The organism is Agrobacterium larrymoorei, assembly GCF_013322225.1.
GTDB lineage: Bacteria > Pseudomonadota > Alphaproteobacteria > Rhizobiales > Rhizobiaceae > Agrobacterium > Agrobacterium larrymoorei_A.
This window is the reverse complement of the sequence record NZ_JAAMFB010000009.1, coordinates 17,052-29,268: the sequence shown is the minus strand read 5'-3', so window position 1 is coordinate 29,268 and position 12,217 is coordinate 17,052. Positions and strand designations below refer to the sequence as shown.

At 56.1% G+C, this 12,217-nt stretch carries 14 protein-coding genes; 10 read left to right on the top strand and 4 right to left on the bottom strand.

Annotation, left to right across the window (positions count from 1 at the left end; translation table 11 throughout):
- The first annotated feature begins 12 nt into the window (after positions 1–12).
- Together G6L28_RS04080 and G6L28_RS04075 are read left to right on the top strand one after the other, a co-directional pair.
- The gene (locus tag G6L28_RS04080; RefSeq protein WP_174062520.1) at positions 13–252 is read left to right on the top strand and encodes a type II toxin-antitoxin system Phd/YefM family antitoxin; all 240 of its coding nucleotides are present in this window, start codon (positions 13–15) and stop codon (positions 250–252) included.
- Positions 252–650 carry a type II toxin-antitoxin system VapC family toxin gene (locus G6L28_RS04075; RefSeq protein ID WP_174062519.1) on the top strand — a complete coding sequence of 133 codons (399 nt, stop codon included), beginning with the start codon at positions 252–254 and terminating at the stop codon, positions 648–650. Before G6L28_RS04080 ends, G6L28_RS04075 begins: the two co-directional genes overlap by 1 nt.
- Positions 651–661: 11 nt before the next feature.
- On the opposite strand, the gene G6L28_RS04070 is transcribed toward G6L28_RS04075, so the two are convergent.
- Together G6L28_RS04070 and G6L28_RS04065 are read right to left on the bottom strand one after the other, a co-directional pair.
- On the bottom strand, positions 662–1,279 hold the full coding sequence (locus tag G6L28_RS04070; protein ID WP_174062518.1) for an NUDIX domain-containing protein: 618 nt from the start codon (positions 1,277–1,279) through the stop codon (positions 662–664).
- 11 nt (positions 1,280–1,290) lie between these two features.
- Entirely contained in the window at positions 1,291–3,489 is a 2,199-nt protein-coding gene (locus tag G6L28_RS04065; protein WP_174062517.1) for a molybdopterin-containing oxidoreductase family protein, read from the bottom strand.
- Positions 3,490–3,519: 30 nt separating this feature from the next.
- Between G6L28_RS04065 and G6L28_RS04060 the strand changes: the two genes are divergently transcribed.
- Entirely contained in the window at positions 3,520–4,365 is an 846-nt protein-coding gene (locus G6L28_RS04060) for a 23S rRNA (adenine(2030)-N(6))-methyltransferase RlmJ (RefSeq protein ID WP_174062516.1), read from the top strand.
- Here G6L28_RS04060 and G6L28_RS04055 read toward each other — a convergent pair whose 3' ends face one another.
- Positions 4,366–5,322, bottom strand: a complete 957-nt coding sequence (locus G6L28_RS04055) for a lysylphosphatidylglycerol synthase domain-containing protein (protein WP_174062515.1) — start codon at positions 5,320–5,322, stop codon at positions 4,366–4,368.
- 205 nt (positions 5,323–5,527) lie between these two features.
- Between G6L28_RS04055 and G6L28_RS04050 the strand changes: the two genes are divergently transcribed.
- Positions 5,528–6,256 carry a ribonuclease T2 family protein gene (locus tag G6L28_RS04050; RefSeq protein WP_174062514.1) on the top strand — a complete coding sequence of 243 codons (729 nt, stop codon included), beginning with the start codon at positions 5,528–5,530 and terminating at the stop codon, positions 6,254–6,256.
- Positions 6,257–6,275: 19 nt separating this feature from the next.
- Positions 6,276–6,872, top strand: a complete 597-nt coding sequence (locus G6L28_RS04045; RefSeq protein ID WP_174062513.1) for a glutathione S-transferase — start codon at positions 6,276–6,278, stop codon at positions 6,870–6,872.
- 72 nt (positions 6,873–6,944) lie between these two features.
- Here G6L28_RS04045 and G6L28_RS04040 read toward each other — a convergent pair whose 3' ends face one another.
- Positions 6,945–7,595: an outer membrane protein gene (locus tag G6L28_RS04040; protein ID WP_174062512.1), complete on the bottom strand. Its 651-nt coding sequence runs from the start codon at positions 7,593–7,595 to the stop codon at positions 6,945–6,947.
- Between the two features lie 299 nt (positions 7,596–7,894).
- On the opposite strand from G6L28_RS04040, the gene G6L28_RS04035 reads away from it, so the two are divergent.
- From G6L28_RS04035 to G6L28_RS04015, 5 genes are all read left to right on the top strand, one after another.
- Positions 7,895–8,731, top strand: coding sequence for an SDR family oxidoreductase (locus tag G6L28_RS04035; RefSeq protein ID WP_174062511.1), 837 nt, complete (start codon positions 7,895–7,897; stop codon positions 8,729–8,731).
- Positions 8,728–10,770, top strand: a complete 2,043-nt coding sequence (gene uvrC, locus G6L28_RS04030; RefSeq protein ID WP_174062510.1) for an excinuclease ABC subunit UvrC — start codon at positions 8,728–8,730, stop codon at positions 10,768–10,770. The genes G6L28_RS04035 and uvrC overlap by 4 nt, the downstream gene beginning before the upstream one ends.
- A gap of 102 nt (positions 10,771–10,872) precedes the next feature.
- Entirely contained in the window at positions 10,873–11,460 is a 588-nt protein-coding gene (pgsA, locus tag G6L28_RS04025) for a CDP-diacylglycerol--glycerol-3-phosphate 3-phosphatidyltransferase (protein WP_174062509.1), read from the top strand.
- Positions 11,460–11,714 (top strand): molybdopterin converting factor subunit 1, encoded by a 255-nt coding sequence (moaD, locus tag G6L28_RS04020; RefSeq protein ID WP_174062508.1) that lies wholly within the window; start codon positions 11,460–11,462, stop codon positions 11,712–11,714. Before pgsA ends, moaD begins: the two co-directional genes overlap by 1 nt.
- 3 nt (positions 11,715–11,717) lie before the next feature.
- On the top strand, positions 11,718–12,179 hold the full coding sequence (locus G6L28_RS04015) for a molybdenum cofactor biosynthesis protein MoaE (protein ID WP_174062507.1): 462 nt from the start codon (positions 11,718–11,720) through the stop codon (positions 12,177–12,179).
- The last annotated feature ends 38 nt before the right edge of the window (positions 12,180–12,217 follow it).

Below are 12,217 nucleotides of genomic sequence, written 5' to 3'. Positions count from 1 at the left end.
GAGCAATGGACCATGACGCTGACCGTCAAAGTGGGCGAAGCAAAGACGCATCTCTCAGAGCTTCTTGCGAAAGTTGAAGCTGGCGAGGATGTTGTCATAGCACGCGGCAACGAACCTATTGCGCGGCTCGTCAGGACCAACGATGCTCAGGCACGCAAACAATTGATAAACACGTTGCGGTCTGAACGTGCTCTGCGAGCGCAGGTAACCTCAAACGAAATCGCCGACTGGAAGAATGAAGGACGACGTTAATGTCCTTCGTCGTTGACGCATCGGTCGTCGCTGCATGGTTTTTGCCGGATGAGGCCAATGAACTTGCTGAAAAGGCGCTCCAGCGTCTCGAAAGCGAAGATGCTTTCGCGCCCGATCTGCTGGCACACGAACTCCGCAATATTCTGGTCATGGCAGAGCGGCGCAAACGCATCGAACAGGAAGATGTCCTTTCCATTCTTCTGCGCTTCAACAGTTTGCCAATTACGCTTGTGTCCGGCGACGATGCCGTTTCAATCGTAAAACTTGCACGCCAGCATGCTCTATCTGCTTACGATGCAGCCTATCTCGCTCTTTCCGTTGGGAGAAGCATGCCACTCGCCACGATGGACAGGAAACTTCTCGCGGCGGCAAAAGCAGAGAACGTCACCTTTATTTAAGGCGAAATCGCTTACAAATTCGCCCTGTTCAGCATCGCCCATTGCAGCATGATGATCGTCTTGGAATCCGTAATCTCGCCAGATGCGATCATCGCAAAAGCCTTGTCGAGGGGGACGGTCAGAACTTCGATATCTTCACCTTCCGTCTCCAGCCCGCCGCCTTTCCCTGCCTTTTCAGCAAGATCGACGCGCGCGTAGAAAAGGCTGATTTTTTCGGTCAGCGTTCCGGGGCTGGCATAGGTATCGAAGAGATAGCGCGGGGCGCTAACGGCATAGCCGGTCTCTTCCATGGATTCGCGCCGGATTGCCTCATTCGGCTGGTCACCATCGGTCAGACCAGCAGGAATTTCCAGCATGAAGCTCGCATCGCCATTGGCGAAGGCGCCGGGGCGGAACTGGCGGACGAGGACGATCTCTTCCCGCTTCGGGTCGAAAAGAAGAATGGCAGCGGCAACGCCGTGATCATGTACTTCGCGGTGAATACGGATCGTTCGCCCATCACGGGTCTGCTGCTCGAAAACCATCGTCTGCAAATGGATGAAACGCTTCCAGACTGTCTGCTTCTCGATGAGTTTGACGCGGGCCTCGTCATCCGGCTGCGACAGTTGAACCGCGTTGGACCGATCCATGGACACTCCTATCAGGCCTTTTTCAGCCAAACCTTGTTATCGTGGAACGCCGCGCCGCCATAGGGTGCCGCGGCATCGGCACCCGTCAGCACGTTGATGCCTTCACCATCCAGGTGCGCCTTGTTGGGCCACAGCCCTTCGGCGATCAGCACACCCGACCTCGCACCTTCAACGATCTTCGCATGGATGCGGAGATCGCCGCGCGAATTGCCGATCCGCACGACATCGCCATCGGCAATATCGAGGCGGATCGCATCGACCGGCGAGATCATCAGTTCCGGGCGGCCTTCCTTCTGCACGGATGTCTTGGTTTCCGCAAAAGTGGAATTCAGGAAGTTTCGGGCCGGAGACGTCGCCAGACGGAAGGGGTGCACCTCGTCTGCGAGTTCGATAACATCGACCTGATCCGGGAATTTGGGAAATGCGTCGGCAGGGCCCATCACACCGATATTTTTCGGCGGCTTGTTGGGCGAAGGACCGTTACGCCAATCCGGGCTGAAACGGAATTTTCCATCCGCATAACCGAAGCCTTCGAGATAATGAGCGACCTCGAAATCGGGCTGCGCATCGATCCATTTTTCTTCGGCCAGATTGTCGAAGCTGCCCCAGCCACTCGTCTGAAGAATCTTCTCCACATGCTCCCGCGCGCTCAAGCCGAAACCCGGCATGTGATCGATACCGAGGCGCTTCGCCAGTTCCTCGATGACGAAGAGGTTGGTGCGCACCGTTTCCGGCGGCTCGACAAGCTTTGGCCCGAGCAGAATATGGTTCTGACCGCCCGCACGGTAGAGATCGTCATGCTCAAGAAACATCGTCGCTGGTAACACGATATCGGCAATATCTGCCGTCTCGGTCATGAATTGCTCATGCACGGCGACAAACAGGTCGTTGCGCAGAAAACCCTGCCGCACCAGCCGCTGTTCTGGACAGACATTGGCGGGATTGGTGTTCTGGATCAGCATTGCCGTAACAGGTCCGCCACCGCGCAGTGCCTCGGCATCTCCCGTCAGAACGCGCCCTATTTGCGACTGGTCCAGTTGGCGAACATTCGGATCGGCATAAGACGTGCCCATCAGCTCCGCCTTGTTCAGACGGAAGATATCGCCATTGTTGTGAAACGCCCCACCGCCCTCATATTGCCAGGAGCCAAGCACGGTCGCGATAGACAGCGCCGCATGCATGGCAACAGCGCCATTGCGCTGCCGGGCGAAACCATATCCCAGACGGAAGAAACTTTTCTTCGTGGTGCCGACAAGCTGTGCAAAAGCCTCGATTTCCTCGACCGAAAGTCCGGTGATGTGGGAGGCCCATTGCGGCGTCTTAGTGGCAAGATGTGCTTCGAGCCCGGCCGGATCATCGGCAAATTTTGCCATATAGGCCCGGTCGGCATAACCATCGCGGAAGGCGATATGCATCACCGCGCAGGCCAGCGCCGCATCGGTGCCCGGCTTTACGATAAGCTTCAGATCCGCCTGCTTCATCGTCGGGTTATCGTAGATATCCACAACGACGATCTTCGCGCCGCGGTCCTTGCGCGCCTTGATCGCGTGGGTCATGACGTTGACCTGCGTGGCAACCGCATTCGTGCCCCAAATTACCACGACATCGGCTTTCGCCATCTCTCGCGGGTCGGGCCCGCGAAGCGCGCCGGTGCCCATAACATAGCCGGTCCAGGCCATGTTGGTGCAGATGGAGCCGAAGAAGCCGGAATATTTCTTGGCGTGGCGAAGCCGCTCAATGCTGTCGCGCTGCACCTGCCCCATTGTGCCCGCGTAGAAATACGGCCAGATCGCTTCCGCCCCATGCGCGGCCTCCGCCTTGACGAAGGCATCGGCAATTTCGTCCAGCGCATCGTCCCAGCCGATTTCCTGCCAGTCACCCGCGCCCTTAGCGCCTTTTCTGCGCTTCGGCGTCAGCAGGCGTCCGGGATGATAGATGCGCTCGGAGTAACGCGCGACCTTGGCACAGATCACGCCTGCCGTGTAAGTGTTGGCATTGGCGCCTCGCACCCTGCCGATACGGCCATCGGCATTGATATCGACCTCCAGCGCGCAGGCGCTCGGACAGTCATGCGGACAGACGGTGTGGCCGATGCGGGTGGCGTCGGTCACGGCTTTGGCGGAAATCGGGGTCGCAACGTTCATGAGTTTTGTATATGGCATGTCCAAGGCCGCCAAAAGGCCGAAGTGACGCTCATCAAGATTATTCATAGCAACATATCTCACGAGGCATCGGCCCGAATGAACTACCGGCACATCTACCATGCAGGCAACTTTGCCGATGTTCTGAAACACGCTGTTCTGGCGCGGCTCGTGCGATATCTGCAAAACAAGGACAAGGCCTTCCGGGTGCTCGATACGCATGCGGGTATCGGCATTTACGATCTATCCTCCGAAGAGGCCCAGAAAACCGGCGAGTGGCAGACCGGCATCGGCAAGCTGCTGGAAGCGGACCTCCCCGCCGAAGTCGCCGAATTGCTGGAGCCTTATCTCACTGCCGTCAGAGAACTGAACCCACAAGGCGGGCTTCAATATTATCCCGGTTCGCCCAAGCTTGCGCGCATGCTGTTTCGCCCGCAAGACCGCCTTTCCGCGATGGAGCTGCACCCGGATGATAACCGTGCGCTCTCGCGTCTGTTCGAAGGCGATTATCAGGCACGGATAACGGAACTTGATGGCTGGCTGTCGCTCGGCGCTCACCTGCCGCCGAAGGAGAAGCGCGGCCTCGTTCTGGTCGATCCGCCTTTCGAAAAGGAAAACGAATATGAGCGGCTGGCAGAAGGCCTGCACAAGGCCTACCGCCGCTTCGCCACCGGCACCTATTGCCTCTGGTATCCGTTAAAAAAAGGCGCACCGATCAAGGAGTTTCACGAACTCCTGCAATCATACGAGATACCGAAAATGCTCTGCACCGAGCTATCGGTCAGAAGCGACCGGCTGGAGGGCTTGAGCGGCTCCGGGCTTATCGTCGTCAACCCGCCCTACACGCTGAAGGACGAGTTGCACATTCTGCTGCCTGTCCTGAAGTCGATCATGGCGCAGGATCGATATGCCTCGCACCGCGCCTTCTGGCTGCAAGGGGAATAGCTACTTCCCCTGCAATCGCCTCTCCTCCCGCTCGGCTGCGGCCAGTTGCGAGCGCTCGAAAAAGAGAATGATGAAAAGCCCGATGACAAAGGGAATGATCAGGTAAAACAGGCGAAAGACGAGCAGTGCGGCAATCACATCTGCCGGGTTCATATCCGGCAGACCCATGACAAAGACGAGCTCAAGCACGCCAAGCCCGCCCGGGGCATGGGAAATCAACGCCGCTGAAAAGGAAATCAGGAATATCCCCAGGATCACCATAAAGCCGGGATTTCCGACATCCGGCAGAGCATAATAGATGATGCCCGCCGCCCCGATCAGCTCAATAGGACCGATCACCAGCTGCTGCGCCACCAGTTTCGGTTCCGGGTAAAAAAGGGTGAAAGGGCCGATTTTCAGCGGCCTCAGCTTTAAAAGACTACCCAGCACGTAAAGGGCCGCGATGGCAAGCAACAGAATGCCGGTTGTCCGAGATGCCTCGACAGGCAGAATATCGACGAAACGTTCCGTTATGTCAGGCTCGTAGACCAGAATGAAACCGATCAGCATGATTGTGCCGATGGCGAAGGTGAAAGAGCAGAGCGCAACGAGAATGCCGACTTCCGAGGCACTCAGCCCCTTGGATGTGTAGGCGCGGTACCGCACAACTGCACCGGAAAACACCGACGCCCCCACATTATGAGACAGGGCATAGGTGGTGAAAGAGGTCAGTGTGATGAAAAGCCAGCCTACTTTTCGCTTTAGATGCTGCAAGGCAATACGGTCATAACCGGCCAAAGCCGCATAAGCCACCAGTGTGCAAAGGCCGGACATGATCCAGTCATGCGTGCCGATCGCAGCCAGACTATCCCATACATCATCGAGCGAGAGATGGCGCAGTTCCTTATAGAGCAGCCACACGGAAAAGCAGATCGTGACAACCCCGACGATGGGCCAAAGATACTTTTTCATGTTCATGCGGACATGCCCAGGCTCATTCCTCCCTCCGGTACTAGCAGAATACCGGATTCGCCAAGCTTATTCGTTATAATGGCTTCGTTTCAACACGAAGCATGGTGGATACGTCATTTTTCGGCGGCCTGTTTGCCACAGGCACAAGATGGTATAAAACCCAACAGCTCTTCAACAATTCGTCATCCCTGTAAAGAAAGACAGCCTCTCGATGAAACAATATTTCGGTTTTATCGCATTGGCGGCACTTTCACTCATGGCAGCAGTGTGGATATTCCTTCCGCAGTCTCAGTCAGTAAGACCCGCGGAGCCTGTCAAGGTTCCATCTTCATCGCCACAGTCCTCCGTAAATCCACGGTCCGCTCAAGGCTCCGGCTTTGGTTTTTATGTCCTGTCGCTCTCCTGGTCGCCTGCTTTCTGTGCCAGCGATGCAGGGAAGAACAGCCGCCAGCAATGTGGCTCTGAGCGAAAATACGGCTTCGTCGTGCACGGCCTATGGCCACAAAACGAACGAGGCTATCCCGAATTCTGTGGCAAGGATCAAAATGAGCGAGTACCGGAAGCTATAGGGCGCACCATGTTCGACATCATGCCTTCGATGGGTCTGATCGGTCACCAATGGCGAAAGCACGGAACATGCAGCGGGCTTTCGCAACAGGCTTACTTCGAAACCACCCGGGCAGCTTACGATCGTATTGTTTTGCCTTTGGAAATATCCTCGGGACGGCAGAACATCAGGCTCTCGGCCGACGCAATCGAAACCGCATTTACAGCTGCGAACCCGAACATGACGAAGCAGGGTATCGCCATAAGCTGTGATGGCCCGCGCATGGATGAGGTCCGTATCTGCCTCAACAAAGATCTGTCCTTTCGCTCATGTCCAGAGGTGGACAGGAAGGGTTGTAGATCGAACAGCACTGAAATCATTCCAATCCGATAATCTCGACAGGATCAGTCTCATGGAACTGCTTTACTCTCCCGCTTCGCCCTATTCCGCCAAGGTTCGTATGGCAGCGCGCTATCTCGATATCGCCATTACCGATGTGCGTGTCGACACGAGCGCCGAACCTGCGACGCTGATGGACAACAATCCCCTTGGCAAAATTCCGGTCCTGCTGCTGGATGACGGCGGCTCGGTCTATGACAGCGTCGCAATCATGCATTATCTCGACCGACACGCTAAGGGTAAGCTCTATCCGAAAAAGCATAAGAAGCGCACGGAAGCGGAAATACTCGAAGCTTTGTGCGATGGCGTTATGGATTGCCTTCTGGCAATCGTCTACGAAAGGCGCTTCCGTCCAGAGGATAAAATTCACCAGCCATGGATCGACAAGCAGTGGAAAAAAGTGGTGAAGGGGCTGGACTACCTGAATGCCAACCTACCGAAAACCGGCAAGAAGTTGCACGGCGGTCATTTCGCGCTGGCCGCGATGATCGGATATCTTGACCTACGCTTCGCGGGCGAGTGGGCCGATGGCCGCAAGACGCTGGCGGAGTGGCCGGAGAAATTCGGAAAGCGTTTTCGCCAATATGCGGAGATGAAATCTACCTCGTAATTTTTGCCAGATATCACTCAACAAAAAAGCCGGAGCAGACGCCCCGGCTTTTTCTATTCCATCCGTTAAGGATTAGAACTTCACGCCGATACCAGCCTTAACGCTGTGGTCATCGAAGCCGCGCGATACCGTACCGGTGTCGAGTGTGAAGTCCTTGTTCTGGTAGTCGCTGTAGCGGTACTCGAGACGAGCCGTGATGTTATCCGTCACGAGAGCTTCGACACCGGCGCCTACCGTGTAACCTAGAGCAGTAGCGTCGTCGTCAGAGCGACCGTTGCTGATCTCGTTGTTAGATACAGCGAGACCGCCGGTCACGTAGGGCATGAATGGGTTCATGTCGTAACCGACACGGGCACGAAGCGAGCCGTTCAGCTTCTGCTTGCCTTCCAAAGAGTCACCGGCGAAGTTGCCAGCAGAACCCTTTTCGTCACCGTAAGCGATATCTGCTTCGGCACCGTATACGATCTGGCCGCTCTGCCAGTTGTAACCGCCGTAGAGGCCGCCACCGAAACCGTCCGCATCGCGGCTACCACCACTGAAACGGCCCCAGTCGTAGTTTACGGTACCACCGAGGTACGCGCCAGACCAGTCTTTGACTGGCGCTGGCTGTTCGTATGCGACAGGTGCCTGCGGCACTTCGTTAACGGCATCGGCTGCGCTCGCTGCCGAGAAAGCCGCCGCTGCCATTGTGGATGCCATAAGTGTTGCAACGATAGTACGCATGCCATTCTCCTTTTCAAACCCGCGCAGTACTCAAACACTCGGTCCAAACGCGGTATAAAACAGTTAGTTCCCTGCCCTTCTGGAAATGCAAAATGGTGGGTGAATGAGGAAATCACAGAGCCAAAATGTGAATTGTTTGGGGCGGCGTCGTGACAGAAATGGGACGTTGCTAAAATGCCACGGAATTTTATTAAGGATAATGGATCGTTAATTTAAGAAACGATCGTTTTTACTTGTATTTACATCTGGTTACACCAACAAGACTGTCACCCGATAATCCTGTATAAAAGCCACCGGCTATGGGCAAAGCTTGCAGTTTCGATCTATACCTATGTCGAAACGATGCAAAAGCAGAGCACAGGTCCGCTTTGAAAGAGAATATACCGAAGACCGTCTTGATCACCGGCGCCGCCCGCCGCATGGGCCGGGCGATCGCCGAATACCTTGCTTCAGAAGGCTTTGCAGTTGCCATCCATGCCCGCAATTCAACGGCCGAGGCAGAGGATTTCGCTAACGAAATAGGGCGTAAAGGCGGCAAAGCCGTCGTAGTGACGGCTGACCTGACGGATTCTTTTTCAACGTCCGAACTCATGACGAAGGCAACAGAAGCCCTTGGGCCAATCGGCCTTCTTATCAACAACGCGTCGATTTTCCTGCATGACGACGCAGAAACATTCGACGCTGCGACATTTGACGCGCATTTCGCCGTCCATGTCCGCGCGCCTTCGATATTGTCCGCAGCGCTTGTAAAGCAGTTGCCGCAGGACATGTCCGGCCTCATCGTCAATATAATCGACCAGCGTGTACTGTCGCTGACCCCTCGCTTTTATTCCTACACCCTGTCGAAGTCCGCGCTTTGGACGGCAACACAAACGATGGCCCAGAGCTTTGCCCCGCGCGTTCGGGTAAACGCGATTGGTCCCGGTCCATCGTTTAAAAGCGAACGACAGGACCCTGAGGACTTTCAGGCGCAGATCGACGCCCTTATATTGAAGAGAGGTCCGAAGCCCGATGAATTCGGGCGGACGATTCGCTTTCTTTACGATACCCCGTCGATGACCGGCCAGATGATCGCACTTGACGGGGGCCAGCATTTGAGCTGGGAAACCCCTGACGTGGCGGAGATTAATGAATGAACGGACAGAAGCTGCCAGACGGCGGTGTTCTCTTCGACGAATCCGATGACGATGAAGACGATATCGCAGCCGCTGGCGCAGAGGCCGTGGCGGAACGCGATGATGCGGGTATGGATTGGAACGCAGGCTGGAAGAATGAATCCGGCCTGAAGGGCATGGATCTGATCGCGGAGTTCGTCAAACATCTGCCCAACAATCCCGGCGTTTATCGGATGTTCAATGAAGCGGGCGATGTCCTTTATGTCGGCAAGGCCCGCTCGCTGAAAAAGCGCGTCGGCAATTATGCTCAAGGCCGTTTTCATTCCAACCGCATCGGCCAGATGGTGCGGATCACGACACATATGGAATTCGTGACGACGCGCACGGAAACCGAGGCCCTGTTGCTGGAAGCCAACCTCATCAAGCGCTTCCGCCCTCGCTTCAACGTTTTGCTGCGCGACGACAAGTCGTTCCCATACATTCTGATTACCGGCGACAACCGCGCGCCCGCAATTTTCAAGCATCGTGGCGCGCGTGCACGCAAGGGCGATTATTATGGCCCTTTCGCCTCCGCCGGTGCCGTGGGCCGTACGATCAATTCGCTGCAACGCGCCTTTCTGATACGCACCTGTACGGACAGCGTTTTTGAAACGCGCACCCGTCCCTGCCTGCTCTATCAAATCAAACGGTGTTCCGGCCCCTGCACGCATGAAATCAGCGATGCGGGGTACGCCGAGCTTGTGACGGAAGCCAAGGACTTTCTTTCCGGCAAAAGCCAGAGCGTAAAGGCGACGATTGCCAAACAGATGAACGAGGCGTCGGAAGACCTCGATTTCGAGCGCGCCGCCGTCTATCGGGATCGTCTCGCGGCTCTGTCCCACGTCCAGAGCCATCAGGGCATCAATCCCGCTGGCATCGAAGAAGCGGATGTCTTCGCAATCCATCACGAAGGCGGCGTTTCCTGCATTCAAGTATTCTTTTTCCGCACCGGGCAAAACTGGGGCAACCGCGCTTATTTCCCCAAGGCTGACCCCTCACTGCCAGGCTCGGAAGTCCTCAATGCGTTTCTGGCACAATTCTACGATGACAAGCCCGTGCCAAAACAGATATTCCTGTCTGAGACCATAGACGAGCAGGAGTTACTGGCTGCAGCGCTTGGCGAGAAAACCGGCCACAGGGTTGCGATTTCTGTCCCCCAGCGGGGAGAAAAGAAAGACATCGTCGCGCACGTACTGGGCAACGCCCGCGAAGCGCATGGCCGTAAACTGGCGGAAACATCGTCGCAGGCCCGTCTGTTGAAAGGCTTTGCCGATACCTTCTCTCTGCCCTATGTGCCGCGCCGCATCGAAATTTACGACAACTCGCACATCATGGGCACCAATGCCGTGGGCGGTATGGTTGTCGCCGGGCCAGACGGTTTTTCAAAAAGCCATTATCGCAAGTTCAATATCAAATCGACCGACATCACGCCCGGCGACGACTTCGGCATGATGCGCGAGGTCATGACGCGGCGCTTTTCCCGTTTGCTGAAGGAAGAAGGTCGGCCGGATCGTAGCCAAACCGTTTCACCGGAAGACGCGGTTGATATGCCATTCCCGGCCTGGCCCGACGTCATCCTCATCGACGGTGGCCAGGGCCAGATGACAGCGGTGCGTGGTATTCTCGATGAACTGGGTATTCGGGATTGCGTGACAGCTATCGGCGTTGCCAAGGGTGTAGACCGCGATGCGGGACGCGAAAGGTTTTTTACAGACTCGCGAAGCGACTTCTCACTCCCGCCCCGCGATCCCGTTCTTTACTTTATCCAGCGCATGCGGGACGAAGCCCACCGTTTTGCCATCGGCTCTCATCGGGCACGTCGCAAAAAGGAAATGATCAAGAACCCGCTTGATGAGATCAGCGGGATTGGTCCGGGCAGGAAACGCGCCCTTCTGCAACATTTCGGCACGGCAAAAGCCGTTTCCCGCGCCGCTCTCTCCGACCTGATGGCCGTCGGCGGTATTTCCGAAACCGTTGCAAAGCAGATTTACAATCACTTCCACGAGAGCGGTCGCGACTGAAACAGCGCCCCGGCGTCCCGCACGCTAAAAAAACACAATGAGGTGTTGACGCTGCCGTCTCGGAGCGGCATCAACGCTCTGATATCGACAGACAGGTTTTCCATGGCTTCGCGCACTTATAACATCCCAAATCTTTTGACATATGGCCGCATACTGGCAGTGCCGGTTATCGTCCTGTGCTTTTTCGTCGAAGGCAAACTCGAAAGTTCGGATTTTGCGCGCTGGACAGCTCTTTGGTTGTTCATCATCGCTTCGCTCACCGATTTTCTCGATGGCTATCTTGCGCGCATATGGAACCAGACATCCAATATCGGACGTATGCTGGATCCGATCGCGGACAAGCTGCTGATCGCCTCCGTGCTGCTGCTGCTGGCCGCAGACGGCACGATTGCAGGCTGGTCACTCTGGGCCGCCATTACGATCCTCTGCCGTGAAATACTGGTATCTGGTCTGCGCGAATATCTGGCTGCGCTGAAGGTGTCCGTTCCGGTCACGCGCATCGCCAAGTGGAAGACCACAATCCAGATGGTTGCCATTGCTTTCCTGCTGGCTGGCCCGGCCGGCGACCAGATTCTGCCTTATACCACGGAGATCGGCATCGCATTGCTGTGGCTCGCCGCCGCGCTGACGATCTACACAGGCTATGATTACTTCAAGGCTGGCCTCAAGCATATCGTGGAAGAAGAGTGATGGCTCATCTCGTTTATTTCGCATGGGTCCGCGAAAAGATCGGCAAGTCGGAGGAAGACATCGACCTTCCTGCCGATGTCACGACACCCCGTCAGTTGGTTACCTATCTCAAGACCCTCGGCGAAGAATACGAGGCTGCCTTCGAATTCCCGGATGTCATTCGCGTGGCGGTTAATCAGGAACATGTGGAGCATGAAGAGAGCATCGTCGGCGCGCGCGAAATCGGCATATTTCCGCCCATGACCGGCGGCTGAGACATGACCGTCATTCCCACCATCCGCGTTCAGGCAGAGGATTTCGATGCCGCTGCGGAGGCAAGGTTTCTGACGCAAGGCGATAAAAGCATTGGCGCTGTCGTCACCTTTACCGGTCTGTGCCGTGATGATGGCGGCACACTCTCCGCTCTGGAACTGGAGCACTATCCCGGAATGGCCGAAGCGGAACTCGCCCGCATCGGCGCAATTGCGATCAAACGTTTCAGTCTACTCGGCCTCACCGCAATCCACCGCTACGGCAAGATCGCCACCGGCGAAAACATCGTGCTGGTCATCGCCGCTTCGCGCCACCGACAGGCCGCATTCGATGGAGCCAATTTCGTGATGGACTATCTCAAAACCTCAGCGCCGTTCTGGAAAAAAGAACATCGCGAGAGCGGCAAGACAGGCGAATGGATTTCCGCGCGAGGTGCGGATGAGAGCGCGAAGGATAAGTGGAAATAACTTTGTCGCGGTCGTTCGGATGACCGCGACAAAGACGA

Excerpts from the sequence above, each read along its gene's own strand:
- G6L28_RS04080 (WP_174062520.1), top strand. The coding sequence starts at position 13 with ATGACGCTGACCGTCAAAGTGGGCGAAGCAAAGACGCATCTCTCAGAG.
- G6L28_RS04075 (WP_174062519.1), top strand. The coding sequence starts at position 252 with ATGTCCTTCGTCGTTGACGCATCGGTCGTCGCTGCATGGTTTTTGCCG.
- G6L28_RS04070 (WP_174062518.1), bottom strand. The coding sequence starts at position 1,279 with ATGGATCGGTCCAACGCGGTTCAACTGTCGCAGCCGGATGACGAGGCC.
- G6L28_RS04065 (WP_174062517.1), bottom strand. The coding sequence starts at position 3,489 with ATGAATAATCTTGATGAGCGTCACTTCGGCCTTTTGGCGGCCTTGGAC.
- G6L28_RS04060 (WP_174062516.1), top strand. The coding sequence starts at position 3,520 with ATGAACTACCGGCACATCTACCATGCAGGCAACTTTGCCGATGTTCTG.
- G6L28_RS04055 (WP_174062515.1), bottom strand. The coding sequence starts at position 5,322 with ATGAACATGAAAAAGTATCTTTGGCCCATCGTCGGGGTTGTCACGATC.
- G6L28_RS04050 (WP_174062514.1), top strand. The coding sequence starts at position 5,528 with ATGAAACAATATTTCGGTTTTATCGCATTGGCGGCACTTTCACTCATG.
- G6L28_RS04045 (WP_174062513.1), top strand. The coding sequence starts at position 6,276 with ATGGAACTGCTTTACTCTCCCGCTTCGCCCTATTCCGCCAAGGTTCGT.
- G6L28_RS04040 (WP_174062512.1), bottom strand. The coding sequence starts at position 7,595 with ATGCGTACTATCGTTGCAACACTTATGGCATCCACAATGGCAGCGGCG.
- G6L28_RS04035 (WP_174062511.1), top strand. The coding sequence starts at position 7,895 with ATGGGCAAAGCTTGCAGTTTCGATCTATACCTATGTCGAAACGATGCA.
- uvrC (WP_174062510.1), top strand. The coding sequence starts at position 8,728 with ATGAACGGACAGAAGCTGCCAGACGGCGGTGTTCTCTTCGACGAATCC.
- pgsA (WP_174062509.1), top strand. The coding sequence starts at position 10,873 with ATGGCTTCGCGCACTTATAACATCCCAAATCTTTTGACATATGGCCGC.
- moaD (WP_174062508.1), top strand. The coding sequence starts at position 11,460 with ATGGCTCATCTCGTTTATTTCGCATGGGTCCGCGAAAAGATCGGCAAG.
- G6L28_RS04015 (WP_174062507.1), top strand. The coding sequence starts at position 11,718 with ATGACCGTCATTCCCACCATCCGCGTTCAGGCAGAGGATTTCGATGCC.